The organism is Dactylosporangium sp. CA-092794 (genome assembly GCF_050948465.1).
Taxonomy (GTDB): domain Bacteria; phylum Actinomycetota; class Actinomycetes; order Mycobacteriales; family Micromonosporaceae; genus Dactylosporangium.
Window position 1 is genome coordinate 7046236 of record NZ_CP192044.1, and the last position, 25208, is coordinate 7071443.

22 protein-coding genes and 1 pseudogene are annotated in these 25208 nt (G+C 75.8%); 14 read left to right on the top strand and 9 right to left on the bottom strand.

What is annotated here, in order from left to right; all coding sequences use genetic code 11:
- Positions 1-13: 13 nt before the first annotated feature.
- Positions 14-2773 carry an AAA family ATPase gene (locus tag ACQPXD_RS30075; protein WP_432824683.1) on the bottom strand — a complete coding sequence of 920 codons (2760 nt, stop codon included), beginning with the start codon at positions 2771-2773 and terminating at the stop codon, positions 14-16.
- Positions 2774-2942: 169 nt separating this feature from the next.
- Here ACQPXD_RS30075 and ACQPXD_RS30080 point away from each other — a divergent pair, with 169 nt between their 5' ends.
- The 5 genes from ACQPXD_RS30080 to ACQPXD_RS30100 all read left to right on the top strand — a co-directional run bounded on the left by ACQPXD_RS30080 (position 2943) and on the right by ACQPXD_RS30100 (position 7188).
- Positions 2943-3485 carry an alpha/beta hydrolase gene (locus ACQPXD_RS30080; RefSeq protein ID WP_432824684.1) on the top strand — a complete coding sequence of 181 codons (543 nt, stop codon included), beginning with the start codon at positions 2943-2945 and terminating at the stop codon, positions 3483-3485.
- Between the two features lie 159 nt (positions 3486-3644).
- A complete protein-coding gene (locus ACQPXD_RS30085; RefSeq protein ID WP_432824685.1) occupies positions 3645-4865 on the top strand; it encodes an aminotransferase class I/II-fold pyridoxal phosphate-dependent enzyme in 1221 nt (406 codons plus the stop codon).
- Positions 4866-5148: 283 nt separating this feature from the next.
- Complete coding sequence (locus ACQPXD_RS30090) at positions 5149-6057, top strand: NAD-dependent epimerase/dehydratase family protein (RefSeq protein ID WP_432824686.1); 909 nt, start codon at positions 5149-5151, stop codon at positions 6055-6057.
- A 76-nt stretch (positions 6058-6133) separates the two neighbouring features.
- Complete coding sequence (locus tag ACQPXD_RS30095) at positions 6134-6496, top strand: NAD-dependent epimerase/dehydratase family protein (protein WP_432824687.1); 363 nt, start codon at positions 6134-6136, stop codon at positions 6494-6496.
- Positions 6493-7188, top strand: a complete 696-nt coding sequence (locus tag ACQPXD_RS30100) for a hypothetical protein (RefSeq protein ID WP_432824688.1) — start codon at positions 6493-6495, stop codon at positions 7186-7188. The genes ACQPXD_RS30095 and ACQPXD_RS30100 overlap by 4 nt, the downstream gene beginning before the upstream one ends.
- 8 nt (positions 7189-7196) lie before the next feature.
- Here the strand turns inward: ACQPXD_RS30100 and ACQPXD_RS30105 are convergent, their stop codons facing one another.
- The gene (locus ACQPXD_RS30105) at positions 7197-8156 is read right to left on the bottom strand and encodes an aldo/keto reductase (RefSeq protein WP_432824689.1); all 960 of its coding nucleotides are present in this window, start codon (positions 8154-8156) and stop codon (positions 7197-7199) included.
- A 55-nt stretch (positions 8157-8211) separates the two neighbouring features.
- Positions 8212-8541, bottom strand: a pseudogene (locus ACQPXD_RS30110) (response regulator transcription factor); the annotation flags it as partial.
- A gap of 32 nt (positions 8542-8573) precedes the next feature.
- Between ACQPXD_RS30110 and ACQPXD_RS30115 the strand changes: the two are divergent.
- The 3 genes from ACQPXD_RS30115 to ACQPXD_RS30125 all read left to right on the top strand — a co-directional run bounded on the left by ACQPXD_RS30115 (position 8574) and on the right by ACQPXD_RS30125 (position 10861).
- Entirely contained in the window at positions 8574-9134 is a 561-nt protein-coding gene (locus ACQPXD_RS30115) for a serine hydrolase (RefSeq protein ID WP_432824690.1), read from the top strand.
- 98 nt (positions 9135-9232) lie between these two features.
- Positions 9233-10105 carry an alpha/beta fold hydrolase gene (locus tag ACQPXD_RS30120; RefSeq protein ID WP_432824691.1) on the top strand — a complete coding sequence of 291 codons (873 nt, stop codon included), beginning with the start codon at positions 9233-9235 and terminating at the stop codon, positions 10103-10105.
- A 66-nt stretch (positions 10106-10171) separates the two neighbouring features.
- The gene (locus ACQPXD_RS30125; protein WP_432844010.1) at positions 10172-10861 is read left to right on the top strand and encodes an alpha/beta hydrolase; all 690 of its coding nucleotides are present in this window, start codon (positions 10172-10174) and stop codon (positions 10859-10861) included.
- A 23-nt stretch (positions 10862-10884) separates the two neighbouring features.
- Here ACQPXD_RS30125 and ACQPXD_RS30130 read toward each other — a convergent pair whose 3' ends face one another.
- Complete coding sequence (locus tag ACQPXD_RS30130) at positions 10885-11388, bottom strand: DUF2231 domain-containing protein (RefSeq protein WP_432824692.1); 504 nt, start codon at positions 11386-11388, stop codon at positions 10885-10887.
- 102 nt (positions 11389-11490) lie between these two features.
- On the opposite strand from ACQPXD_RS30130, the gene ACQPXD_RS30135 reads away from it, so the two are divergent.
- From ACQPXD_RS30135 to ACQPXD_RS30150, 4 genes are read left to right on the top strand one after another with little or no spacing between them, the layout of a single operon-like run.
- On the top strand, positions 11491-12837 hold the full coding sequence (locus ACQPXD_RS30135; protein ID WP_432824693.1) for a ferredoxin reductase family protein: 1347 nt from the start codon (positions 11491-11493) through the stop codon (positions 12835-12837).
- Positions 12831-13334, top strand: coding sequence for an FMN-binding protein (locus ACQPXD_RS30140; RefSeq protein WP_432824694.1), 504 nt, complete (start codon positions 12831-12833; stop codon positions 13332-13334). Before ACQPXD_RS30135 ends, ACQPXD_RS30140 begins: the two co-directional genes overlap by 7 nt.
- A 16-nt stretch (positions 13335-13350) precedes the next feature.
- A complete protein-coding gene (locus ACQPXD_RS30145) occupies positions 13351-14028 on the top strand; it encodes a response regulator transcription factor (RefSeq protein WP_432824695.1) in 678 nt (225 codons plus the stop codon).
- Between the two features lie 7 nt (positions 14029-14035).
- On the top strand, positions 14036-15343 hold the full coding sequence (locus ACQPXD_RS30150) for an ATP-binding protein (RefSeq protein ID WP_432824696.1): 1308 nt from the start codon (positions 14036-14038) through the stop codon (positions 15341-15343).
- Between the two features lie 173 nt (positions 15344-15516).
- Here the strand turns inward: ACQPXD_RS30150 and ACQPXD_RS30155 are convergent, their stop codons facing one another.
- Positions 15517-16419, bottom strand: coding sequence for an NADP-dependent oxidoreductase (locus ACQPXD_RS30155; RefSeq protein WP_432824697.1), 903 nt, complete (start codon positions 16417-16419; stop codon positions 15517-15519).
- A gap of 109 nt (positions 16420-16528) precedes the next feature.
- On the opposite strand from ACQPXD_RS30155, the gene ACQPXD_RS30160 reads away from it, so the two are divergent.
- Positions 16529-17797: a helix-turn-helix transcriptional regulator gene (locus ACQPXD_RS30160; RefSeq protein WP_432824698.1), complete on the top strand. Its 1269-nt coding sequence runs from the start codon at positions 16529-16531 to the stop codon at positions 17795-17797.
- A gap of 385 nt (positions 17798-18182) precedes the next feature.
- Here the strand turns inward: ACQPXD_RS30160 and ACQPXD_RS30165 are convergent, their stop codons facing one another.
- From ACQPXD_RS30165 to ACQPXD_RS30175, 3 genes are read right to left on the bottom strand one after another with little or no spacing between them, the layout of a single operon-like run.
- Positions 18183-19283 carry a Gfo/Idh/MocA family protein gene (locus tag ACQPXD_RS30165; RefSeq protein WP_432824699.1) on the bottom strand — a complete coding sequence of 367 codons (1101 nt, stop codon included), beginning with the start codon at positions 19281-19283 and terminating at the stop codon, positions 18183-18185.
- Complete coding sequence (locus ACQPXD_RS30170; RefSeq protein WP_432824700.1) at positions 19268-19879, bottom strand: ThuA domain-containing protein; 612 nt, start codon at positions 19877-19879, stop codon at positions 19268-19270. Before ACQPXD_RS30170 ends, ACQPXD_RS30165 begins: the two co-directional genes overlap by 16 nt.
- Positions 19880-19885: 6 nt before the next feature.
- Positions 19886-20875, bottom strand: a complete 990-nt coding sequence (locus ACQPXD_RS30175) for an HTH domain-containing protein (protein WP_432824701.1) — start codon at positions 20873-20875, stop codon at positions 19886-19888.
- A gap of 56 nt (positions 20876-20931) precedes the next feature.
- On the opposite strand from ACQPXD_RS30175, the gene ACQPXD_RS30180 reads away from it, so the two are divergent.
- Positions 20932-22164: an MFS transporter gene (locus tag ACQPXD_RS30180; RefSeq protein ID WP_432824702.1), complete on the top strand. Its 1233-nt coding sequence runs from the start codon at positions 20932-20934 to the stop codon at positions 22162-22164.
- On the opposite strand, the gene ACQPXD_RS30185 is transcribed toward ACQPXD_RS30180, so the two are convergent.
- The gene (locus tag ACQPXD_RS30185; RefSeq protein WP_432824703.1) at positions 22128-25109 is read right to left on the bottom strand and encodes a helix-turn-helix transcriptional regulator; all 2982 of its coding nucleotides are present in this window, start codon (positions 25107-25109) and stop codon (positions 22128-22130) included. The genes ACQPXD_RS30180 and ACQPXD_RS30185 overlap by 37 nt on opposite strands.
- Positions 25110-25208 lie beyond the last annotated feature (99 nt).

The window sequence follows — 25208 nt, forward strand, 5'->3', positions numbered from 1 at the left end:
GGAACGTAGCAGATCAACCTGAGAGCTCGGCCGAGTTGTGCAACGCGTCGTGCAACGCCGCGCGCGAGCTGATCCCGAGCTTCGGGAAGACCCGGCGCAGGTGCGCGCTCACCGTGCGGTGCGACAGGAACAGCCGCTCCCCGATCTGCTTGTTGGTCAGCCCGGTCGCGGCCAGCTCGGCGATCTGGCTCTCCTGGAAGGTCAGCCGGGCCGGCTCGGCCGAGCGCTGCGCCGGCGGCCGAGCGGCGGCCACCCCCGTGGCGCGCAGCTCGTTGCGGGCCCGCTGGGCCCACGGCCGGGCGCCGATCCGCTCGAGCGTCTCCAGGGCCGCCCGCAGGCGCAGGCGGGCCCGGCCGGTGTCGCGGGTGCGGCGCAGCCACTCGCCGTAGGCGAGCTGGATGCGGGCGTGCTCGAACGGCCACCGCTCCGCCTCGGGCAGGCTCAGCGCCGCCCGGAACAGCGCGTCGGCCCGCTCGTCCGGCGCCGCGAGCGCCGCCGCCCCGGCGGTGATGAGCGCGGTGCGCGGGGAGATCCTCGGGATGCCGATCCGCTGCGCCGCGGCCACGTGCTCGGCCGCCTGCTCGGTCCGGCCGGTGCGGACCGCGGCCTCCACCAGGTCCATGACCGTCCAGCGACCGGGGATGCCCGGCGACGGCTGCCCCGGCGGGTTGATCAGCGACGCCTGCAGGAACGCCTCCTCGAAGTCGCCGTGCCCCAGCGCGGCGATCGTGCGCGCCTTGCGGGCGAACGCCTGGGTCATGCCGACGCCGCGGGCCGCGGCCCAGGCGCCGATCTCGTCGGTGAGCGCGTAGCTCTCCCCGACGTCGCCGCGGGCGGCCGCGAGGAACGCCAGATGGCTGCGCACCTGCCCCTCGAACAGCTGGTAGCCGTGCGCCCGGGCCACCTCCAGCCCCTCGGTCAGCAGGCCCTCGGCCTCGTCCCAGCGGCCGCGGTAGGCGGAGTCCACGCCGAGAACCAGCAGGCCGGAGATGACCATGCCGTAGGCGGTACCGTCCCGCTCGGCGTCGACGGCCCGCCGCACCGCCGGCCGGAAGTCGCCGAGCGCGTCGACCCGCAGGGCCGCGAAGGCCAGCGGCGTGAGCTGCCAGGAGCCGGTGCCGCAGGCCAGCCCGTCGATGACGGCGACGATGCGCTCGCGCACCGGGTACGGCGGCCGGGCCGGGTCGGTGATCGCGTCGTAGCACAGCCGCAGCGGCGTGACACCGTCCGGCGTGTACCGGTCCATGGCCTTCTCGACCAGCTGCCACAGCTCGGGCCGCGCACCGTACTCGCACACGAACATCAGCGCGTGCAGCGTGTCGTCGATCCACTCGCTGGATACCTCGACGCAGTCGCCGGCCCGGTCCAGGGCCTCGGCCAGCAGGCGGTAGCCGGTGTCGATGTCCCCCTGCGCCTGGAACAGCCCGACCGCGACCGCCGCGGCGGTGAACACGGCACCGTCCGGGCACTCCCGCGCCTGCTGGATCTGCTCCAGCAGCCCGGTCGCCCGCTCCAGCGGCCCGGCCACGCTGGCCAGCGAGGCCGCCTCGACCAGCCGGCGGAACCGGTCGGTGGGCTCCGGGCTGAGCTCGCTGGCCCGCACCATCGCGGCCAGCGCGGCGGAGGCGCTGCCGCCGCGCTGGGCCGCGCGGGCCGCCTCCTGCAGCTCCATGGCGACCTTCTCGTCCGGCGCCACCTCGGCCTCGGCCAGGTGCCGCACCCGGCGGGACGGGTCGCCCACCAGCGCGTCGGCCAGCGCCCGGTGGGCCGCCCGGCACTGCGCCGGATCGGTCCGCTGCACGACCGCGGCCCGGACCAGGGGATGCCGGAACACCAGCCGGTCGCGGACCGGGTCGCGGTGCAGCACGCCGGCCGCCTCGGCCGGCGCCAGGTCGTCGGCGCCCGCGTCGCCGGCCCGCCGGACGAGGGCGAGGTTCGCCCCCGGCTCGAGCGCGGCGAGCAGGAGCAGCCGCCGGGTGTGCTCCGGCAGGTCGTCCAGCCCCGCGCCGTAGGCCTCCTCGAGCCGGGCGCTCAGCCGCGGCGAGGCCGGCAGCGGCTCGTTGCCGGTCAGCTGCCGCTCGCTCAGCGCCCCGGCGAGCTCCAGCAGCGCGAGCGGGTTGCCCGCGGCCCCGGCCGTGATCCGCCGGCGCACTCCGGCGGCCAGCCCCGGATAGCGGTCGTCGAGCAGCGCCGCGGCCGGCTCGTCGGCCAGCGGCCCGAGCCGGAACTCGGGCAGCCGGAGCTGGTCGAAGACGCTCCGCGCCCCGGCGGCCAGCAGCGTCACCGGCGCACCGCTCAGCCGGCGGGCCGCGAACGCGAGGGCGGCCGCGCTGTCGGGATCGACCCAGCGCACGTCGTCGAGCGCGATGAAGAGCGGCCGCTCGGCCGCGGCGCACTCCAGCAGGGCCAGCACGGCGGCCGCGGCCACCAGCTGGTTCTCGGTTCCGCTCGCCCCGTTTTCGCTCGCCCGGCCGAGGAGCCGGTCCAGGGCCGCGCGCTGGTCCGGGGCGAGCCGGTCGGCGTGACCGCGCAGCGGGTACAGCAGCTGATGCAGCGTCGAGAAGCCGATGGCGGACTCGAAGCGCACCCCCGCGCCCCGCAGCACCCGCATCCCGGCCGCCTCGGCCCGCTGCGCCGCGACGCGCAGCAGCGCCGTCTTGCCCACACCCGGCTCGCCGCGCAGCAGCAGACCGGAGCCGTCCGGCCCGGCGACCAGCCCATCGACCAGCCGCAGCTCCTCGTCGCGGCCCACCAGGCGCTCGTGCGCGGTCACCGAGGCCTCCATTCTCGCTGTTTGTCCGGTTTATGGGGGTACTCGGCATTCGTCCGTTGAAGCCGCAAGCGTAATGGGTGATACGCCCGGCGACGAACCAGCTACTTTGCCGGCGGATACGGTCAAATGACCCATGCCGGACCGTCCCCGCCGGTCGCAGGCTTACGGCATGACCCTTGCGATAACCCCGGCGACGCCGCGCACCGCGCCACCGGCGCCACGCCCGCGCCCGGCCGCACGGCACCTCGCCACCCTGCCCGCGATCCAGGACCTCACCGTCCCCGGCGGCCCGCTGAACCAGACCTGGCTGCGCATCTTCCGCCCCGCGAGCACGACCGGCCCCCTGCCCGTGATCGTCTACGTCCACGGCACCGAGACACCGTTCGCCGACCCGGGCACCCGCCGCAAGGCTTTCCGCCTGGCCACGAACGTCAAGGCCGCCGTGATCCTGGTGGACTATTCCCTCGCCCCGACGGCCCGGGTCCCGATCGCGCTGGAGGAGGACCGCGCCGCGGTACGGTGGGCGACCGCACACGGCACCCCCTACGGCCTGGACGGCACCCGGATCGCCCTGGCCTCGGACCCGTCGGCCGCCACCCGCGCCGAGGAACTGATCCTGACCGCCGACCGGGACGGCGACCCGGTGCCCTCGGCCCACGTGGTCTGCGAGCCGGGCGCGGGCTCACTGCTCCGCGCCGCCCTCGCCGCCTGACCTTGACCGGCGGCGGCGGATTGACCGTAACGGCGCCAATATTGGCCGTAACGTCGGCAATGCGGCGAGACGCAGTTCATATCGAGGCGGGCCCATGTCCCGGGTTAGCCTCCGCTCAAGCACGAGCGGGGGTCCGGCGGCGACCGAGGCAAGGTGGGCATGGACCTGTTCGACAAGTTCACGGCCGGCGCGCACGACGACCCGATCGTCCGATTATCGCGTGACATTCACGGCATCGCCGCGTTCCCCAAGCTGACCGGGGCGATCGGGCGGGAGATGCGCTACGGCGGCCGGCCGCATGTGGTGTGGAGCCTGAACAACTACCTGGGGCTGGCCAACCATCCCGAGGTCCGGGCCGCCGACGCCGAGTTCGCCCGGCGCTACGGCCTCGGCGCGCCCATGGGGTCGCGGATGATGGCCGGCGAGACGGACGACCTCGAGCACCTCGAGGCCGAGCTCGCCGACTACGCCCGCAAGCCGGCGGCGATCTTCTTCAACTTCGGCTACCAGGGCATGTTCTCGCTGATCGACGCGCTCGTCACCAGGTCCGACTGGATCGTGTACGACGCGGCCAGCCACGCCTGCATCATCGACGGCGTCAGGCTCCACAAAGGACGCGGGCGCACGCGGGCGTTCCCGCACAACGACGTCGAGCGGCTCGAGGCGCAGCTGGCGCAGGTCCAGCGGCGGCGCCGGGCGGACGAAGGGCTGCTGGTGATCGCCCACGGCGTGTACGGCATGTCCGGCGCCCAGGGCCGGCTGCGCGACATCGCCGGCCTGAAGGACCGCTACCAATTCAGGCTCCTCGTCGACGACGCTCACGGCTTCGGCGTGCTCGGGCCACGTGGCGGCGGGACCGGCGAGGCGCAGGACATCCAGCACGGCATCGACCTGTACTTCGCGACCTTCAGCAAGGCCGGCGCCGGCGTCGGGGCGTTCGTCGCCACCGACGAGCGGGTCGCCTGGCGGCTGCGGTACACCATGCGCTCGCAGATCTTCGCCAAAGGGCTGCCGTGGCCGGTCGTCGCGGGCAACCGCGTGCGCCTCAACCTCATCCGGACGCGGCCCCAGCTGCGCGCCAAGGCCTGGGCGGTCGCGTCCGCCCTGCAAGACGCGCTGCGCGAGGCCGGGCTGGACATCGGCGCGCCGGCCAGCCTGGTGACGCCGGTGTTCCTGCCGATGGAGCCCGAAGCGGCGGTCCGGTACATCGCCCGGATCCGCGCCGACCACGGCGTCTTCTGTTCCGTCGTCAGCTATCCGGTGGTACCGCGCGGCACCGTCCAGCTGCGCCTGATCTCCACCGCCGAGCACGAGCTCGCCGACGTGCCGCGGACGGTCCACGCGATCACCACCGCCTACCGGGATCTGCGCGCGGCGTAGTCACACCCCGGTGTCAGGCAAGGTCACCGGCGGCCCACCCGCGATGTCACGCCGCGGGCACCCTCCGGGCCCCGTGATCGGCTCGTACCATCGGCTGGTCCACGCAAATCCTGCCCGCCGGCACGCCGCTCGCCGCCGCGTCCGCCTCGCGGTTCCTTGGCGTGCGCGCGCCGATTCCCGGAGTTCTCATGATCATGCACAGACCCGCCGCCGCGGCCGGCTCCACCGCCAAGCTCACGCCCATCACCGGCCCGCCGGTGACCGCCCGCCGCGAGGTGGTCGCATGAGCCGCCTGCGGGTGCTGCTGTTCGGCGCCAACGGCTTCGTCGGCGGCCACGTGCGCGCCGCGCTCGCCGCCGACGCGCGGGTCGCCGGCCTGACCAGCCCGCCCCGCGACCGGCTCGACCTCGTCGCCGACGACCTCGGGGCGGTGACCGCGCTGGTCCGCGAGGTCCGCCCGGACGTGGTCGTCAACTGCACCGGCCGGCTCTGCGGCACGGGGTACGACCTCGTCCAGGCCAACACCCTGGTCACCGCCCGGCTCATCGAGGCGGTCGCGACCGCGGTGCCGGGCGCGCGGCTGGTGCGGCTGGGCTCGGCGGCCGAGTACGGCGTGATCGCCCACGGCGTCGGCGTGGCCGAGGACCACCCGTGCGCGCCGGTCGGCGAGTACGGCGTGACCCACCTGGCCGCGACCCGCCTGCTGGAGCTGGCCGCCGCGGCCGGCCGGGTCGACGGCACCACGCTGCGGGTGTGCAACCCGGTCGGCGCCGGGCTGCACCGCGAGAACCTGCTCGGCCGGGCCGCGATCCTCATCCGCGACGCCCTGGCCGGCGCCACCGGGCGGGTGACGCTGGGCCCGCTGACCGCCTGCCGCGACTTCGTCGACGTGCGCGACGTGGCCTCGGCGGTGCTGGCCGCGGTGACCGCGCCGGACCCGGGCGCCGGGGTCGTCAACATCGGCAGCGGCCGGGCGGTGACGGCCCGCTCGGCCGTGCGCCGGCTCGCCGAGGCGGCCGGCTACACCGGCGCGATCGTCGAGCAGGGCGCCGGGCCGGCCCACTCGGCGGGCGTGGACTGGATCCGCGCCGACATCGGCCGGGCCGAGGCGGTGCTCGGCTGGGTGCCGACCCACGAGCTGGAGGAGTCGGTCAAGGCGATCTGGGTCGCGCTGGAGGCCGGGGACCGATGAGCCGCCGCCGGACACACCACATGGCACCCACCGTCGACGAGCCCGGCGTGGCCGGCGCCCCGCGGCGGGCCGCCGCATGACGGCGCCGCTGCTCGGCGGGGCCGGCTTCATCGGCCTGCACCTGGCCCGCCGGCTGGCCGGCGACGGTCACGAGGTGTGCGTCGTCGACGACTTCTCCCGCGGCCGCAACGACCGCGCGGGCCGGGTCGTGCACATCGGCGACGACACCGCCGAGACCGGCATCGGCGACCTCGCCAAGCTCGTCCTGCGGGTCACCGGCGGCGGCCTCGAGCCGGTCCCGGGCGCGCCGGGATCGGTCGACCGCCGCTGCCCCGACCTGACCCTGCTGCGCGCCCTGACCGGCTACCGACCGGCGGTCGAGCTGGAGGAGGGCGTGCGGCGCACGGTCGAGTGGTACCGGAGGTGGGCGGCGCTGTGAACGCCAAGGCACCGATCGTGTTCTACTACGGCGCCGGCCGCCTCGACGAGCTGCGCCACTACCGGCGGGTGGTGCTCCAGCCGGAGTTCTACCGGCTGGCGGACCTGCGGCTGCTGCGCATCGACGGCACCGAGCCGCTGGCGTACCTGTCGCTGTCGGAGGACCAGGGCCCGCCGGCGCCGTGGCAGCGCCCGGAGCGCAACCCGGACCGGGGCGGGGCGTTCGTGTATGCCGGCCACCCCGAGTGGAGCGCGCACGTCGTCGGGCAGGCCCGGGCGGCACTGGAGGCCGGGTTCGCCGGGCTGTTCCTGGACACGCTCAACGTCGAGCTGACCTACCCGGAGGACCTGCCGCACCTGCTGCGGCTGGTGGCGACGCTGCGGGCGGCGGCCGGCCGGGCGTACATCCTGGCCAACCGCGGCTTCGGCCTGCTGCCCGGGCTCGCCGAGCACGTCGACGGGATCCTGTTCGAGTCGTTCTCGGCCCACTGGACCGGCGGCGGCTACGGGCCGTGGCCGGCCGACATCCTGGCGGGCCACGCCCGCATCGCCGAGGACCTGCCGAACTACGACCTGGACCTGTTCGCCCTCGACTACGCCGACACGCCCGGCCTGGCCGACTTCGCCCGCCGCCGGGCGGCCCTGTTCGGCATGCACTGCGTGATCAGCGACCGGGCGCTGTCCTGGATCTGAACGACGGCCTAGTAACCCGAGGGCAGGCGGGGGGTGTAGTGCTCCTCCAACGCGGTGATCTCGTCGCCGGTCAGGTGGATCGCCAGCGCCGCGACGGCGTCGGCCAGGTGGTTGGGCTTCGTCGGGCCGACGATGGGGGCGTCCACGACAGGGTTGTGCAGGACCCAGGCCAGGGCGATCTGGGCCATGGGTACGCCGCGGGCCTCGGCGATGCGCTGGACCGCGTCGACGATCGGCTTGTTCTCGTCGCCCCGGTAGCGGTCGTGCAGCGGGTCGACCTCGGCGCGCCTGGTGGTCATGTCCTCCCACGGGCGGGCGAGGCGGCCCTTGGCGAGCGGGCTCCACGGCAGCGACCCGACGCCCTGGTCGGCGAGCAGGCCGAACATCTCCCGCTCCTCCTCGCGCTGCACGAGGCTGTACTGGTCCTGCATCGACACGAACCTGGTCGGGCCGGCGGCCTGGAGCTTCGCGAACTGCCACGCCCACATCGACGACGCCCCGATGTAGCGGGCCTTGCCGGCCTTCACCACGTCGTGCAGCGCCTCCATGGTCTCCTCGACCGGCGTCTGCGGATCGAACCGGTGGATCTGGTAGAGGTCCACGTAGTCGGTGCCGAGCCGGGACAGCGACCCGTCGATCTGCTCCATGATCGCCCGCCGGGACAGTCCCGAGCCGCCCGGGCCGTCGCTCATCGGGAAGAACACCTTGGTGGCCAGCACGATCGACTCGCGGTCGGCGTACTTGCGGATGGCCCGCCCGACGATCTCCTCCGAGGACCCATGGCTGTACATGTTCGCCGTGTCCCAGAACGTGATCCCCAGCTCCATCGCCTGCCGGAAGATCGGCCCGGCCTCGTCGTCGGTGAGCGTCCAATGGTTGGACCCGCGATTGGGCTCCCCGAAGCTCATGCACCCGAGCGCGATCCGGCTGACCTTGAGACCCGAGCTGCCCAGACGTGTGTATTCCATGCGTTCAACCTAGCCCCGCCCGCCCATCGCCGAACCACCACGGACGCGGCGCGGCTCAGCCGTAGGCGTGCAGGTAGGTCAGCACCGCGCGGACCCGCCGGTGGACGCCGTCGTCCGGGGTCAGGCCCAGCTTGGCGAAGATGGCGCCGACGTGTTTGTGGACACCGTTGTCGCTGATCACGAGCCGCTCGCCGATGGCCCGGTTGTCCAGGCCCTGCGCCATGAGGGCAAGCACCTCGCGCTCGCGCGGGGTGAGCGCGGCGACCGGGTCGCCGCGGCGGGTCAGCAGCTGCGCGACGACCTCCGGGTCGAGCACGGTGCCGCCGCCGCCGACCCGGCGCAGCGCGTCGAGGAACTCGGCGACCCGGGCCACGCGGTCCTTGAGGGTACTCGAACACCGGCATCCTGCTCGCCGACATGATCATCGAGCGGGTCACCGGCCGTCCGCTGCGCGCCGAGGTGACCGACCGGATCATCCGGCCGCTCGGGCTGCGGCACACCGTGTTCCCCGGTACGGCGCCCGGGCTGCCCCGGCCGCATTCCCCGGCGTACCAGGTGTTCGCGGGCCCAGCGGTGGTCGACGTGACGGTGCAGGTGTCCAGCGACCCGGACGCCGTCCTGGCCACCCCGGCGGACCTTGCGACCTTCTTCCGCGCCCTGCTCGGCGGCCGGCTGCTGCCGCCCGCGCAGCTCGCCGAGATGCGGGACACGGTGCCGCTGGAAGGCGGCGTCGCGGCCATCTGGCCCGGCGGGCGGTACGGCCTGGGCCTGGTCAGCCGCCCCCTGCCCTGCGGCGGCCTGCGCTGGGGACACGGCGGGGGCGACGGCGGGTACATCACGGTGATCGGCGTCTCGGCCGACGGCCGGCGCAGCGCGGTGGTCTCGATGAACACCGCGCTCGCCGACGCGCCGGAGCGGCTCATCGCGCAGCAGCGCGCGGCCGACACGCTGGTGGACGGGGCACTGTGCCGGGGCTGAACCGGCGAACCGCTGGTCGCCACCGGGCCGGGGCCGGACGGACCCCGGCGACGCCGGCCACCGCACGCCGGCGCCCGATCTCGCCTACGATCGACGTCATGGTCATCGATCTCGGCGACGGACGGCAACTCGAGGTGCTCGTGGTCGGGCCGGACGGCGGGCGGCCGCTGGTGCTGCACCTCGGCACCCCGTCCGGGCCCGTCGACGTGCCGGCGCTGACCGGCCCCGCGGCCGAGCGCGGGCTGCGCACCGTCATCTGCGGCCGGCCGGGCTACGCCGGCTCCACGCCGCGGCCCGGCCGCACGGTCGCCGACGTGGCCGGCGACGTCGCGGCGGTGCTCGACCGGCTCGGATACGACCGGTTCGTCACGCTCGGCTGGTCCGGCGGCGGCCCGCACGCCCTCGCCTGCGCGGCGCTGCTGCCCGGGCGCTGCGCGGCGGCCGCCACCCTGGCCGGCGTGGCGCCCTACGGCGCGGCCGGCCTCGACTGGCTCGCCGGCATGGGGCCGGAGAACGTCGAGGAGTTCGGCGCCGCCGCCGCCGGGCCCGAGGCGCTCACCGCCTTCCTCGACCAGGCGGCGGCCGGCCTGCGCGGGGTGACCGGCGACGAGATCGCGGCCGCGCTCGGCGGCCTGGTGCCGCCGGTCGACGTCGCCGCCATCACCGGCGTCTTCGCCGACTCCCTCGCCGAAGGCTTCCGCTCCGCCGTCTCCACCGGCACGGCGGGCTGGCGCGACGACGACCTCGCGTTCGTCCGGCCGTGGGGCTTCGAGCCGGCCGCGATCACCGTCCCGGTCGCGGTGTGGCAGGGCGGCCAGGACCTCATGGTCCCGCCCGCCCACGGCGCCTGGCTCGCCGCCCACATCCCGGGCGCCGACGCCCACCTCGACCCGGCCGCCGGCCACATCTCCCTGGTCAACGCCGCCGGCCCGATCCTCGACGCCCTCCTCACCGCCGCCGGCCAACCCTGACCTCGCCGCCGTTTTCGCCAGCGCGCGGAGACGCGGACGTGAGCGTGGCACAGTGTGCGGGTGACGATGACGTACGCGCTGGTGCACGGCGCCTGGCACGCCGGGTGGCACTGGCAGCTCGTCGCCGAGGAGCTGCGCCGGCGCGGGCGGCGCGCGGTCGCCGTCGACCTCCCGGCCGACGCGGGCGCGCTGGCGGCGGCGGAGGCGGTGGCCGCCGCGCTCGGCGACGACGACACCGGGCCGGTCACCGTGGTCGCCCACTCCATGGGCGGACTGGTCGCGCCGGTCGTCGCCGACCGGCTGGCCCGGGCCGAGGCGGTGGTCTTCGTCGCCGGTCTGCTGCCCGCGCTCGGGACGAGCTGGGACGAGCAGGTCGCCGCCGCCGAGCGCGGATCGATCATCCTGCGCGGCCTGTCCGACGGCCAGGCCGCGCACGGCGACGACTCCTCGTCGTGGGCCGACGAGGACAAGGCCATCGCCCGCTTCTACGCCGACGCCCCGCCCGGCCTGGCCCGGTCGGCGGCCGCCCGGCTACGCCGGCAGTACTGGACCGTCATGCACGAGACGTGCCCGCTGCCGGCGTGGCCCGACGTGGAGTACCGCTCGATCGTCTGCACCCACGACCGGGTGGTCAGCCCGGAGTGGTCGCGCCGCACCTTCCGCGACCGCTTCCACCGCGCCGCCGTGGACCTCGACAGCGACCACTCCCCGTTCCTGAGCCACCCGGCCGCCCTCGTCGACCTGCTGCCGGCCTGATCCGGCCGGCCTGATCCGCGCGGTCAGCGCCCCGCGGTGGAGATGACCCGGCCGTCCCAGGCGGCCCGGGCGCCCGAGTCGCCGATGCGGTAGATGTCGAACACGGCCAGGCCCGCCACCACGACCGCCACCACCGCGACCGTCGCGGTCACCGCCGCCGAGCCCGGGGCCAGCAGGCGCCGGGACAGCAGGGTGCGGCCGCCGCCGGCCTCCCGGTGCCGCCACCAGATCACCAGGGCCAGCAGCGCCACCCCGAACGCCGCCCAGGCCGCGGTGTCGCCGAGCTCGACGTGCTGGCGCAGCGCGGCGCTGGACGGCACCCGCCGCTCCAGCCACTCGCCCGCGTCGGTGGTGACCGGGGTCAGCACCAGCACGACACCGGCCAGCGCGAGGTTGGCGCCGGCCAGGCGGCGGCGCGCGGCCGGCCACACCGCGGTGAGCACCAGCAGCAGGCACGACAGCGGCAGCAGTACCACGATGGCGTGCACCAGCAGCACGTGGGCCGGCAGGCCGTTCACGCTCGTCACGACGCATTTCCCTTCCGGGGCGCGCCCTGCGCCCCGCCCGGGGCCGAAGCGTAGAGATCGTTTCTTGGGGTTCTCCAATTTCGCCGGGGCACGCTGGCCGCCATGAGGGAAGGGTTCGCGGTGCGGTACGCGACGGCGGGGGCCGCGCTGCTCAGTGTGCTGGTGGTGATCGGCCTGTGGCTGGCCGGCGGCGGCCCGCAGGCGGCGTCCGCGGCGGGCGGGGCGCTGACCACGGCCGGCCGGCTCACCGGGCTGGTCGGCGCCGATCTGCTGCTCATCCAGGTGCTGTTGATGGCGCGGGTACCGTGGGTCGAGCGCGCCTACGGGCAGGACGCGCTCGCCCGCCATCACCGGGTGGTGGGCTTCGTCTCGCTGTGGCTCATGCTGGCGCACGTGGCGCTCATCGGCGCCGGCTACGCGCGCAGCGCCGGGGCGGGGCTGCTGACCGAGTTCTGGGACCTGGTCACCGGCTACCCGGGGATGCTGCTGGCCACCGCGGGCACGGTGCTGCTGGTCGCGGTGGCCGGGCTGTCAGTGCGCGCGGCCCGGCGGCGGCTGCGGTACGAGAGCTGGCACCTGATCCACCTGTACGCCTACCTCGGCGTCGGGCTGGCGCTGCCGCACCAGCTGTGGACCGGCAGCGACTTCCTCGCCACGCGGGTCGCCGCCGCCTACTGGTGGGGCCTGTGGGGCGCCGCGGCCGCGGCCGTCGCCGTGTTCCGGTTCGGGCTGCCGCTGTACCGCAGCGCCTACCACCGGCTGCGGGTCGAGACCGTGGTGAGCGAGGCGCCGGGCGTGGTCTCGGTCTACCTGCGCGGCCGGCGCCTGGAGCGGCTGCCCGCGCGGGCCGGGCAGTTCCTGCTGTGGCGCTTCCTGGACGGGCCGGGCTGGACCCGGGCCCACCCGTTCACGCTGTCCGCGGCCCCGCGCCCGGACCTGCTGCGGATCACCGTCAAGGACCTCGGCGACGGCAGCGCCCGCATCGCGCGGCTGGCGCCGGGCACGAGGGTGCTGGTCGAGGGGCCCTACGGCGCGCTCACCGCGGAGCGGCGCACCCGCGACAAGGTGCTGCTCGTGGCGGCCGGGGTGGGCATCACGACGATGCGCGCGCTGCTCGACGACGTCGCGCCGGCCGCGGCCACGACCCTGCTGTACCGGGTGCGCACGCCCCGCGACGCGGTGTTCCGGCGCGAGCTGGACAGCTTCGCACACCACTACGGCGTCCGGGTCGTCTACCTCGCCGGGCGCCGCGACCGCGGCGGATCGTGGCTGCCGGGCCGCTCCGGGTCCGGCGGCGACCTCGCGCAGCTGCGCCGGCTCGTGCCGGACGTGGCCGACCACGAGGTGTTCCTCTGCGGTCCGCCGTCATGGATGGCCGCGGTACACCGCACGCTCGGCCACGCCGGCGTCCCGGCCGGGCGCATCCACGCCGAGCGGTTCGCATGGTGACCCGCCAGCCGGGCCCGGCCCGGATCGTGCTCTTCGCCGCGGCCACCATCGTCTGCCTGGTCCTGCTCTTCGGCTACCGGACCAGCCTGGGCGGCACGCCCCCGTCGCAGCTGGCCGGCGCCCAGCCGCCCGGCGTGGTGAGCGCCGCGCCGGGCGCCACCGCCGCACCACCGGCCCCGCGGTCCTCGGGCGGCGGGGGCACGCCGGCGGCCGGCAACCTGACCGTCAACGGCACCGTCGCGCAGACCCGGTGGGGGCCGGTACAGGTCCAGGTCAGCATCGCCGGCGGCAAGATCACCGACGTGGTCGTGCTGCAGCGGCCGTCCGGCAACCGCCGCGACGAGCAGATCAACGCCTACGCGCTGCCCCGCCTACGGACCGAGGTCCTGCAGGCGCAGAGCGCCCGGATCGACACCGTCTCCGGCGCCACGGTCACCAGCGACGGCTACGTCGAGTCGCTGCAGGCGGCCCTGGACAGCGCCCACTTCGGTCGATGATGCGAGAGTTGGAGCCATGACGGAACCGGCCGGGGACGGCACCCGGGTGCTCGTCGTCGAGGACGACCGCCCGCTCGGCGCGCTGCTGCTGCGGATGTTCGCCGCCCAGGGCTACCGGGCGGAGCTCGCCCCGGACGGCCAGCGCGGGCTGCACCTGGCGCTCAGCCGGGAGTACGACGTCATGGTCATCGACCGCGGACTGCCCGCCATCGAGGGCCTGGACCTGCTCGGCCGGCTGCGCCGCTCCGGCATGACCACGCCCGCGCTGATCCTCACCGCGCTCGGCACGCTCGCCGACCGGATCGGCGGGCTCGACGGCGGCGCCGACGACTACCTGGTGAAACCGTTCGAGGTCGAGGAGCTGCTCGCCCGGGTGCGGGTGCTGGCCCGCCGCCGGGCGCAGTCCGCGGGGGTGGTACCGGTCGGCGACGCCCGCTTCGACCTCGTCACCCGCGCCGTCACGACGCCCGGCGGCGACGCCGTCACGCTGTCGGGGCGGGAGAGCGACCTGCTGCGGCTGCTCGCCCAGTACCCGTCCCGCGTGTTCACCCGCGACGAGATCGTGGCCCGGATCTTCCCGGAGACGGCCACCGACTCGCTCGTCGACACATACGTGCACTACCTGCGCCGCAAGCTCGGCGCCGACGTCGTGCGCACCGTGCGCGGCGTCGGATACCGGCTCGGCGCCCTGTGAGCGCGCCATGAGCCGGGCCGCCACCCGGCCGGACGACCCGGAGCGGGTGCCGCGGGTTCCTGGCCGGCTTCGCACCCAGCGCGCCGCCCGGCCGAACGGCCCGGACCGGGCGCTGCTCGCCCACGCGCGCCTGGTGCTGGGGCTGCAGGCGGCCGCCGCGATCACCGTCACCCTGCTCGTCGTCGGGGCCCTGACGCTGCTCGTGGTGGAGCGCGGGCAGCACGCGCAGGCCGACGAGCTGCTGCGGCACACCGCCGCCACCGAGGAGGACCTGGTCGACCCGCCGCCGGGCGTGTGGCTGTTCGACCAGGGCCCGGACGGCAAGGTGCGCGGCACCCCCGGCGCGCCGGACGAGCTGCCCGACCAGCCGGCGATCGACCGGGTGCGGGCCGGCGGCCCCACGGCGACCACGAAGTTCGAGACCGACGACGGGGACTTCCGGGTGCTGACCCAGCGCCGCGGCGAGCACGTCCTGCAGGTCGTCGCCAGCATGGGCAACGAGCACTCCGAGCGGCGCCGGATGCTGGCCGCGCTGGGCGTGTCCGAGCTGGCCGGCCTCCTGATCGCGTTCCTGTTCGCGGTGCTGCTCGCCCGCCGGGCCACCGCGCCGCTCGTCGACGCGCTGACCCGCCAGCGGCAGTTCGTCGCCGACGCCAGCCACGAGCTGCGTACCCCGCTGACCCAGCTGCACCTGCGCGCCCAGCTGCTGCACGCCGACCTGCGGGCCGGGGCCACCGGCCCGTCGGTGACCGAGGACGTCGAGCAGCTGGTCGTCGGCACCCGGCAGCTCGGCGAGGTGGTCGAGGACCTGCTGACCTCCAGCCAGCTGCCGGAGCGCCGCCCCGACCCGGGCACCGCACCGGTCGACCTCGCCGCGGTCGCCGCCGGCGTCGTCGCCGAGCACGCCGCCCGCGCCCGCGAGCAGGGCGTCGAGCTGACCCTGGTGCCCGACCCGACCGGCCCGCCGGCGGTCCGCGGCCGGGAGGCGGCGCTGCGCCGGGTGGTCACCGCCCTGGTCGACAACGCCCTGAACCACACCCCGCCCGGCGGCCACGTCACCGTCGAGCTCGGTGCGGCCACCGCGCCCCGCCGGGTCGTGCTGGTGGTGCGCGACGACGGCTCCGGCTTCGACCCGGCCGACGCGGACCGCCTGTTCGCCCGCTTCGCCCGCGGCCACGGCGACCACCGCCGCTTCGGCCTGGGCCTGGCCCTGGCCCGCGAGGTGGTGACCGGCCACGGCGGCACCATCGAGGCCTGGGGCCGCCCGGGCCAGGGCGCCGCCTTCACCGTGACCCTCCCCGCCGCCCGCCCCTGACCGACCCCGTCGCCCCTAATGGCCCCGTCGCCCCTAATGGCCCCGTCGCCCCTGATGGCCCCGTCGCCCCGAGCCGACCCCGCCGGGCCTGACCCGACCCCGCCGACCCGCGGGACCACCCCGCCGGCCCACCGGACAAGACCGCCGGCCCGCGGGATCGCGCCGCCGGCGGCTCACGGGATCGCGAGGGTGAGCTTTCCGCCGGGATGCCCGGCCTCGCTCTCGGACTGCGCGGCGGCCGCCTCGGCGAGCGGGTAGGGGCGGCGGTGGGTGATGCGGACCCCGCGCTCGGTCACCCACCGGGCCACCTCCTCGAGGTTCTCCCGGGTCTGCTCGCCGCCGACCGCGAACGGGATGCCCAGGGCGAACGCGGCCTCGTCGGCAATGGTGATGATCCGGTCCGTGGTGCCCCGCAGCTCGATCGACCCCGGCAGCAGGCCGTGCCCGGCGGCGTCGTAGACGGCGTCCACCGGCCCGGGCGCCGCGGCGCGGACCCGGTCCGGCCAGCCGTCGCCGTAGACGACCGGCACGACGCCCAGCGCCCGCAGGTCGTCGTGGTGCCGGGCGCTCGCGGTGCCGATCACCGTCGCGCCCAGGGCGAGCGCGACCTGGGCCGCGAACCGGCCGGTCGTCCCGCCGGCGCCGTGGATCAGCAGCGTCTCGCCCGCGCGGATGCCCAGCGTGCCGAGGTCGCGGAGGGCCGACGCCCCAGCGATCGGCAGCGTCGCGGCATCCGCCCAGGACAGGGCGGCGGGCTTGGGGGCCACCTTGCTCGCCAGCGCGTACTCGGCGTACGCGCCGGTGTCCGCCCACCCGAAGACCTCGTCGCCCACCGCCGGCTCCGCGCCCGGGCCGGCGGCATCGACGACCCCGGCCAGCTCCAGGCCGGGCGTGTAGGGAAACGTGACCGGGACCCGCCCGTGCAGGGAGCCGCTGCGCAGCTTCCAGTCGGCCGGGTTGACCCCGGCCGCCCGGACCGCCACGCGCACCTGGCCCGGCCCGGGCTCCGGCAGCGCGACGTCGGAGAGTCGCAGGACGTCCGGCCCGCCGTATTGGGAAACGATGATCGCTCGCATGGTCCGGAAGTCAACCCGCCGGCGGTACCGCGCCGGCCCGCTCGAACGAGTGGTCTTCGCTAGCCGCACGAGCAGGCCGGCTCCCCGCGGCCCCGCCTACCCTGGGATCATGGACGCTGCCTGGTCCGACCCGCGCCACGTGCTCGACGTCGTGGAGCGGCTGCTGTCGGTGCCCCGGCCCGAGCTCTACCGGCTGTTCTCCGCCGAGCTGGCCACGCTGATCCCGCACCGCGCGTCCGTGATCCAGACCGGCGACTGCGCCCGCACCCCGGTCGGCGTCTCCGGCGATCCGGCAATCGCGGAGGCCGTCACCGGCACCGAGTTGCTGCGCCTGGCCGACCGCGGCGAGCCGGGCCGGGCGCTGCTGGTCGACGGCGTCCTCGGCGGCGCCGAGCGCCGGCTCGTCCTGCTCGCCTCCGCCCCGGCGGCCGGCCCCGGCTCGATGCTGGTGGTGGTGCCGGAGGAGGCCGAGCCGCCGGCCGAGGCCCTGGAGGTGGCCGCCCGGCTGTGGTGCGTGCTCAGCACCGACCGGGCCGGCCGCGCCGCCGCGCAGGCCCCGGACGTCCTGGCCGGCAACCTCGCCGCGGCCGCCGCGCGGGCGGAGACGATCGCCGACCTCGGCCAGACGTACTCCACCACCTTGACGACGCTGCTGGCCGTGCTCAGGTCGGCCCGGCTCACCGACCCCGTCGCCCGCCGCACGGCGACCGACCTCGCCGCCGAGGCGCTGATCGACCTGCGCGCCGTGGCCGAGCGCGACCAGGCCCTGTCCTGCGAGCCGGCGGCCGCGGCGTTCGCGGTGCTCGAGCACCAGCTCGCCTACCTCGTGCGGCACACCGAGGTCGACATCGCGCTGGTGCGCCCGGCCGGTGACGGGCCGGTCCCGCAGGACATCGCCCACACCGCCCGCACGGTGACGCGCGGCCTGGTGCTCGCCGCCGTCGACCGCCCGGGCACGAGCCGGGTCCGCGCCGCCTGGCGGCTGGACGGCCCGGCGCTCACCATCACGGTCCGCGACGACGGCCCCGACGTGACCGGCGCGGCCCCGGCCCACGGCCTGACCCGGCGGCTCACCGCGCTCGGCGGCGACTGGGACGTCGACGCCGTGCCCGGCTGGGGCACGACGGTGACCGCGACGCTGCCCCTGACCGTCGACGCCCCGGGCGAGCTACGCCCGCTCGACGGCCTCAACCCCCGGGAGATCGAGGTGCTGTCGGGCATCTCGCAGGGCCTGCGCAACCGCAGCATCGCCGAGCAGCTCCGGCTCAGCGAGCACACGGTGAAGTTCCACGTGCGCAACATCCTCGAGAAGCTCAACGTGACCTCCCGCGGCGAGGCCGCCGCCCTGCTGGCCCACGCCCGCCGCTCGAAGCCCTGACCGCCCTGCCGGAGGCGCGCCCCAGCCCCGGCCCGGGGCCGACGCGGCGCACGCCCGCGGCCCGACGCGGGGGCCACGTCCGCCGGCGTGATGCATGAGTTGGCCCGAGCACCAGCGTGGTCGTGCTGCCCCGAGCCGCACCCTCACGCCACGGGGCCGACGAAATGTCTCCGTGATCATGGTCCCCACTGTGGCGACACCACGGGTTTTTCATGATCCCGGAGACGTTTGGTACCCCTGAGTACATCAACACTCCGTGATCACGAAAAACCGTGGTGTCGGCAGCGAGTTGGGCATGATCGCGGAGACTTCCTGTCGCTGCGCTGCGCGCTGCGGCCGGGCGGCGGCAGCCCGGGGGCCGGCGGACCCGGCGCGGCCAACAAGATCAGAGCGCGTCGGGGTGGGCGGACAGCGGGACGAGGGCGGGGAGGTCGCAGGTGCTGGGGACGGTGACCGCGGCGCCGGTCTCGGCGGCGGTCTGCAGGCATTCCATGATGTCCAGGACGTGGTAGGCGAGGTCCGCACCGGCCCGGTGCGGGGTCCCGGTGCGCAGGGAGTGGGCCAGGTCGGCGACGCCGTAGCCGCGGGCGGCGTCGCGATAGCCGGCGCGGTCGGGCAGTTCGGTCCACTCGCCGGTGGCGCCGGTGAAGAGGTGGACCGGGCCGGCGAACTGGTTGGGGTCGGGCAGGCCGAGGGTGCCGTCGCTGCCGTACACCTCGATCCGGGGCAGGCGGCCGGTCCACACGTCGAAGCTCATCAGCAGCGTCGTCAGCGCGCCGGAGGTGTGCTCCAGCACGCCGGTCTGGTGGGTGGCGACGCCGACCGGGAAGACCGTGCCGGCGCGCGGGCCGGCGGCGATCGTGCGGGCCCGCCGCGGGGTGGCGGCCATGCCGGTGACCCGGCGGACCGGGCCGAGCAGGGTCACCAGGGCGGTCAGGTAATACGGGCCCATGTCCAGCAGCGGGCCGCCGCCCGGCTGGTAGTAAAACTCGGGGTCCGGGTGCCACAGCTCGTGGCCGGGGGTCACCATGAACGCCGTGGCGGCGACCGGGGTGCCGATGTCGCCGGCGAGCAGGCTCGCCCGGGCGGTCTGCACGCCGGTGCCGAGCACCGTGTCGGGGGCGCAGCCGACGGCCAGGCCGGCGCCGGCGGCGGCGGCCAGGACCGGGCGCGCCTCGGCGGTGGTGGCGGCCAGCGGCTTCTCGCCGTAGACGTGCTTGCCGGCGGCCAGCGCCGCGAGGGCCACGGCGGCGTGGGCCTGCGGCACGGTGAGATTGAGGACCAGGTCGACGTCCTCGGAGGACAGCAGGCCGGCGGTGGGCACTGGAAGTACCCCCGGGAAATCGGCGGCCAATGCGGCGGCCCGCGCCGGGTCGAGGTCGGCGACCCGGGTCAGGGCGATCCCCGGCAGGCGGGCCAGGGTGGTGGCGTAGGCGGCGCTGATCTTCCCGGCGCCGATGATCCCGACGCTCAGCGGCACGCCCACGCCAGCCCCCGCATGATGATCTCCTCGTGCTCGGGCACCTCGAGGTCCTTCAGCTCGTGGCCGACGGTGGTGACGAAGACCCGCCCGGCGCCGAACCGGGTGGTCCACACCACCGGCACGGCGACGCCGTCGACGTCGGTGACCGCGTGGACCTCGATGGCCGGGTCGACGTGGATTTGGTACCGCTCCGTATGCACATCGAACGGGCCGATCCCGGCGACCACCGGGTGCCCGCTCACCGGCCGGACCTGGTAGCCGACGAACTCCGGCGGGTGGTGCACGAACTGGCCGCCGGTGATGCGCTGGTAGCCGGTCGACTCGCGGAAGGCGTCGATGAGCCCGCCGTGCCAGCCGGCCAGGCCCGTGCCGGCCCGCACCGCGGCGTCGAGGCCGGCGAGCTGCTCGGCGGTGATGGTGCCCATCGTCCAGCACTGCACGATCAGGTCGGCGCGGCCCAGGAGGTCCGCGTCGCGATAGGTCTCGAGGGTCGTGACGACCTCGTGGCCCTGGGCCCGCAGCCGGGCCGCGAAGCGGTCGGTCGCCTCGATCGGCCGGTGGCCCTCCCAGCCTCCGCGGACCACCACCACGACGCTCACAGCGATCTATGTTACCCGAATCCCGGTGACGGGCGGGCGATCCGCCGCGGCCAGCCGGTCGCCGAGGTCGGAGCGGCGGTAGAGCACCGACCGGCCGTGCCGGGCCCGGACCAGCAGCCCGCCCGCGTGCAGTGCCCGCAGGTGCTGGTTGACGGCGGTGGTGGTGACGCCGAGGCGGGCGGCCAGCTCGGTGGACGACGCCGGGGTGCGCAGCTCGACGAGCAGCCCGGCCCGGGTCGCGCCGAGCAGCCCGGTCAGCGCGGCGGGCGCGGTCAGTGCCTGCGGCTCCCACAGGGTGGCCGCGCCGCGGGCGGTGTACAGGATCATCGGCGGCTCGTCGGGCGAGACGGGCGTGGAGGCGTTGACCGTCCACAGCGACGGCACCAGGGTCAGCCCGCCGGTGGCCGGCCGGGCGTAGTCGAGCCGGGACCGCAGCCGCACCTCGACCACGTTGCCGGCCAGGCGAACCGTGCTCGACAGGCCGGCGAACATCGCGGCCAGCCCGCGCTGGGCGATCTGGCGGCCGCGGAAGGTGACGTCGCCCTCCAGCAGCGCGCGCATCCGCGGCCAGTGCGGCTCGAAGCAGCGCCGCCAGTACTCGGCGAGCGCGTCGACGATCCGGGCGAGCACCCGCGGGGCGGCGCCGCGCAGCGGAGCCGGCAGCGGCCCGGTGCCGTGCACGGCCCGCAGGTCCCGGCGGACCGCGGCCGGGTCGGTGCGGGCCAGCCGGGCCAGTTCGTCGTCGAAGCGGGTCAGCGGCGAGTACGGGCGCGGGTTGAGGAAGTCGGGCGTCCACAGCCGGGCGTCGGTCAGCCCGAGGAGCACGGCCTCGTCGAGGCCGGTGCGGGTCTCCTGCAGCGCGTGCAGCCAGCGCAGGTGCAGCGGGAAGCGGCCCGGGTCGCGCCAGGCGCGCAGGGACAGCACCAGCTCGTTGAGCGGCGACACCGCGAACCGGAGGTCGGCCAGGTCCATGCCGACCAGCTCGTAGCGGACCATGAAGCACAACGCTACATCGTTGGTGCCGGGCGGCGGTGCGCTGCGACAACTGTCGGGTGTCTGTTCTGGCGAGCTCCCATCCCGTCGCCCGCGCGCTGACCTGGGCCACCGTGTCCGCGTCGCTGTCCAAGGGCGTGTTCTTCGGCGTCAGCGTGCTGTTCTTCACCCGCGTCGCCGGCTTCACCGCGACCACGGTCGGCATCGGGCTGACCGTGGCCGGGGGCGTCGCCGTCGGGGCGGCGCTGGGCGCGGGCTACCTGGCCCGGGTGGTCGGCGCGCGGCGGGTGCTGCTGGCCGCCACCGCCGGGCAGGGCCTGGCCCTCGTCGCGTACCTCGTGGTGCGCACGCCGGCCGAGTTCGTCGCCGTCGCGAGCGCCGCGGTGGGCCAGCAGGCCATGCAGCGCACGGCGCTGTCGACGATGATCGCCGAGTCGTTCACCGGCCCGGACCGGGTCGAGGTGCGCGCCCGGCTGCGGGTGGTCACCAACGTCTGCATCGGCCTGGGTACCGCCCTGGCCGCCGCCGCACTCGCGATCGGCACGCGGTCCGCGTACCTGGTGGCGATGCTGGTCACGGCGGCGCTGCTGTTCGTGTCCGCGTTCTCGCTGCGCGGCGCGCCCGACGCCGCGCGGCCGGGCGGCGCGGCGGGGTCGCCGCCGGGCCGGCGCCGCTCGCCGCTGCTGGACCGCACCTACCTGGCCGTCACCGGCCTCTACGCCGTCATGACCATGCAGTTCGGGCTGCTGACCGTGGGGGTGCCGCTGTGGGTGGCCGGGCGGACGCAGGCGCCGGCGGCGACCGTGGCGGCGCTGCTGGCCCTGAACACCGCCATCGTCTCGCTGCTGCAGGTCTGGGCGGCCCGCGGCGCGACGGATCTGCGCTCGGCCGGGCGGGCGGTGGCCCGGGCCGGTGCGCTGCTCGGGCTGGCCTGCGGGCTCTACGCCGGCGCCACCGGCACCGCGCCCGTCGTCGCCGTGGCGGCGCTGACGCTGGCGACCGTGGCGCACAGCCTCGCCGAGGTGCTCGGCGAGGCCGGCGCCTGGACCCTCGCGTTCGAGCTCGCCGACCCGGCCGACGCCGGCGCCTACCAGGGGGTCAGCCAGACCGGGATGGCGCTGGGCTCGATGCTCGCGCCGCTGGTGGTGACCGCGACCGCGATCGAGCACGGCCCGGCCGGGTGGGCGGTGCTCGGCGCGCTCTTCGTCCTCGCCGGGCTGGCCACGCCGGCGCTCGTCCGGCGCCACGATCGGGCTCAGGAGGCGGGCAGCAGCCCCAGCCGGTGGGCGTAGGCGGCCGCCTCGGTGCGGGTGGAGACGTTGAGCTTGGCCATGATGTTGGACACGTGGACGCTGGCCGTCTTGGGGCTGATGTACAGCGCGGTGGCGATCTGGCCGTTGGAGCGGCCCTCGGCGACGAGGCCCAGCACCTCGCGCTCGCGGTCGGTGAGCCGCAGCCGCAGGTCCGGCTCGGACCGGGGGGCGCCGACCGGGTCGGTCGCGCCGCCGGCCGGGTCGGTCCCGCCGCCGGCCGGGGCCGCCATGCGCAGCCGGGCGCGCCGGGCCAGGTCCCGGATGTCCTCCGCGGTGACGACGGCCAGCTCCTCGGCCAGCCGCAGGCCCTCCGTGGCGGTGGCGGCGGCCGCTGCGGCGGCCGCCGGGTCGGCCGCCTGGGCCTCCGCGAGCCGATACAGCGCGTAGCACAACAGGAACGCCTCATCGGCGGCCCGGGCCGCCTCGACCGCGCCCCGCCAGGCGGCGACCCCGCCGGACCGGTCCAGGCGGGCCACCTCGGCGGCGACCAGGGCGCGGTAGGCCAGCGTGGGCGGGGTGGGCGACGGGATGGTGGCGAGGGCCTGCAGCGCACCCCGGTGGGCGCCGGCGCTCGCCCGCGGCGTGCCGGCGGCGTCGGCCTCGATCCGCATGCCCAGCCACAACAGCGGCCAGATGTAACGCACGTAGACGCCGGTCATCGGCTGGCTGAGCTGGGCCTGCAGGCATCGCCGGGCCTCGGCCAGGTCGCCGCGGACGCGGGCCAGCTCCGCCTCGATGTAGACCATCGGGGCGGTGAACTGCACCTCGATGCCGTGGCCATAGTGCCGGCGGGCCTCGCGGAGGTCCTCGTCGGCGCGCTGCGTGTCGCCCTGCCACACCGCGAGCTCGGCCCGCAGCAGCAGCACCGTGCTGGCGAAGGTGCCGGTCGGCTCGTCGGTGAGCGACTCGGTGATGAGGTCCATGGCCTCACGCCAGCGGCCCAGCCGCAGTAGCGGCTCGGCCAGGTTTCCGGTGATCATCGCGCCCCACGAGCGGGCCAGCCCGGTCCGCGCGGTGAGCGCGACGCCGGCCCGGGCGACCTCGACCGCCTCGGTGTGCCGGCCGAGCATGGCCAGGGCGTCGGAGAGGTTGGTGTAGCCACGCACGGCGATGTGGTACCGCTGATGACGCTCCGCCAGCCCCAGCCCCTCCCAAACGGCGGCCAGTCCGTCGGACGCGTCGCCGAGGTAGGACATGCAGCTGCCGAGCGTGACCAGCGCGTCGGCCTGCTGGTCGACCGCGCCGGACTCGGCGGCGGCGGCGACCGCCTGCCGGGCCGTCGCGGTCGCGCCCTCCATGTTGTCGATCCGCATGAGCGAGTTGGCCAGCGACGCCAGCACCACCGCGTGCAGCAGCGTGACGGGCTGCTCGGGCAGCAGCGCGAGGGCGTCGCGCAGCTGGCCGACCGCCTCCTCGTCACGGCCCAGCCCGCGCAGCATGAACGCGCGCCGCTCCACCACCTGGGCCCGGCGCAGCGGGTCGGCGACGGCCTCCGGATCGGCCAGCACCTCGTCGACGATGGACAGCCCCCGGCTCATCTCGCCGACGGCGAAGGCCGCCTCGGCGGCCAGCACGTTGACCGCGGCGCGGTCCCGGCCGGCGCGCTCGGCCGCGTCCGGGACGCGGTCCCAGATCTGCATCGCCCGCTCCAGGTGCCGCAGCGCCTCGGCCGGGGCATACGCGGCGGCGGCCTGCTGGCCGGCCTGCACCGACGCGGACAGCGCCCGGGGCAGGTCCAGCGCCGCGTACCAGTGGTGGGCCAGCGTCGCCGCGACATTCCCGTCGTCGCCGAGCAGCGCCGGGTCGCCCGACAAGGCCGTGCCGTAGGCGGCGTGCAGCCGCACCCGCTCGCCGGGCAGCATGTCGTCGTAGAGCGCGTCGCGGGTCAGCATGTGCCGGAAGGCGTAGCCGTGGCCGGAGTGGTCGACCACCAGCAGGTGGTGCTCGACCGCCTCGCGCAGCGCCGGATACAGCCGCGCCTCGTCCACCCCGGCGACGACCTCCAGCAGCCGCTCCTGCACCGACGGGCCGGCCACGGCCGCGGTGCGCAGGACCCGCTGGGCCGTCTCGGAGACCGTCTCGGTGCGGGCCAGCAACACGTCGCGCAGCGACGGCGGCAGGTCGCCGGGGTCGGCGCCGGTGTCGACGGCGGCCAGGATCTCCTCGACCAGGAACGCGTTGCCCTGGGAGCGCTCGAAGACCACGTCGACGAACTGGGCGGACGGCGCGCCGGCGCGGATGGCCCGCAGCTGCTGGCCCACCTCAGCCCGGCTGAACCGGCCCAGCTCGATGCGCTCCACGTTGCGGACGCGCTCCCAGGCGGTGACCACCGGGCGCAGCGGGTGACGGCGGTGCAACTCGTCGGAGCGGTACGTCAGCACCATCAGCACGCCCAGCTCGCGCAGCGTCTGCACCAGGAAGACCAGCAGGTCCAGCGTGGAGCGGTCGGCCCAGTGCAGGTCCTCGACGACCAGCAGCAGCGGCCGGCTCACGACCAGCCGGGTGATCAGCCCGAGCACGTGCTCCAGCAGCTGCGTCGGCGAGCCCTCCGGCCGGGCGCCCTGCGCATCGTCGGGGGCCAGCTCGGGCAGCAGCCGGGCCAGCTCGCTGCGGGCCGGGCCGAGGCAGATCTGTAGGTCCTCCACCGGCGTCGAGCGGGCGATGGTGCGCAGCATGTCGACCAGCGGCGCCAGCGGCAGGCCCTCGCCGCCGAGCTCGACGCAGCCACCGGCGAGCACCCGCACCCCCGCGTCGGCGGCGATCCGGGAGACCTCCTGGACCAGGCGGCTCTTGCCGATCCCCGCCTCGCCGGCGACCAGCGCGACCACCGGCTCCCCGGCGGCGGCCCGGTCGAGCAGTGCGCGCAGCCGCCCCAGCTCCGCGCGGCGACCGACCAGGACCGGACTGACCAACTCGCGGTTCACTCCCGAAACCGTACACCCCTTTGCTGTTACGGAAGTTTGCCGATCACCGATATCGCACATAGACAGCGGTAACACCAGCTCCCCCGGAGGAGGCCGAAC

What these genes read in the sequence shown, in the direction of transcription:
- ACQPXD_RS30115 (WP_432824690.1), top strand. Translation starts at nt 8,574, where the DNA reads ATGATCATCGAGCGGGTCACCGGCCGTCCGCTGCGCGCCGAGGTGACC.
- ACQPXD_RS30160 (WP_432824698.1), top strand. Translation starts at nt 16,529, where the DNA reads ATGGACGCTGCCTGGTCCGACCCGCGCCACGTGCTCGACGTCGTGGAG.
- ACQPXD_RS30150 (WP_432824696.1), top strand. Translation starts at nt 14,036, where the DNA reads ATGAGCCGGGCCGCCACCCGGCCGGACGACCCGGAGCGGGTGCCGCGG.
- ACQPXD_RS30140 (WP_432824694.1), top strand. Translation starts at nt 12,831, where the DNA reads ATGGTGACCCGCCAGCCGGGCCCGGCCCGGATCGTGCTCTTCGCCGCG.
- ACQPXD_RS30095 (WP_432824687.1), top strand. Translation starts at nt 6,134, where the DNA reads ATGACGGCGCCGCTGCTCGGCGGGGCCGGCTTCATCGGCCTGCACCTG.
- ACQPXD_RS30135 (WP_432824693.1), top strand. Translation starts at nt 11,491, where the DNA reads ATGAGGGAAGGGTTCGCGGTGCGGTACGCGACGGCGGGGGCCGCGCTG.
- ACQPXD_RS30105 (WP_432824689.1), bottom strand. Translation starts at nt 8,156, where the DNA reads ATGGAATACACACGTCTGGGCAGCTCGGGTCTCAAGGTCAGCCGGATC.
- ACQPXD_RS30145 (WP_432824695.1), top strand. Translation starts at nt 13,351, where the DNA reads ATGACGGAACCGGCCGGGGACGGCACCCGGGTGCTCGTCGTCGAGGAC.
- ACQPXD_RS30125 (WP_432844010.1), top strand. Translation starts at nt 10,172, where the DNA reads ATGACGTACGCGCTGGTGCACGGCGCCTGGCACGCCGGGTGGCACTGG.
- ACQPXD_RS30120 (WP_432824691.1), top strand. Translation starts at nt 9,233, where the DNA reads ATGGTCATCGATCTCGGCGACGGACGGCAACTCGAGGTGCTCGTGGTC.
- ACQPXD_RS30175 (WP_432824701.1), bottom strand. Translation starts at nt 20,875, where the DNA reads ATGGTCCGCTACGAGCTGGTCGGCATGGACCTGGCCGACCTCCGGTTC.
- ACQPXD_RS30080 (WP_432824684.1), top strand. Translation starts at nt 2,943, where the DNA reads ATGACCCTTGCGATAACCCCGGCGACGCCGCGCACCGCGCCACCGGCG.
- ACQPXD_RS30090 (WP_432824686.1), top strand. Translation starts at nt 5,149, where the DNA reads ATGAGCCGCCTGCGGGTGCTGCTGTTCGGCGCCAACGGCTTCGTCGGC.
- ACQPXD_RS30155 (WP_432824697.1), bottom strand. Translation starts at nt 16,419, where the DNA reads ATGCGAGCGATCATCGTTTCCCAATACGGCGGGCCGGACGTCCTGCGA.
- ACQPXD_RS30085 (WP_432824685.1), top strand. Translation starts at nt 3,645, where the DNA reads ATGGACCTGTTCGACAAGTTCACGGCCGGCGCGCACGACGACCCGATC.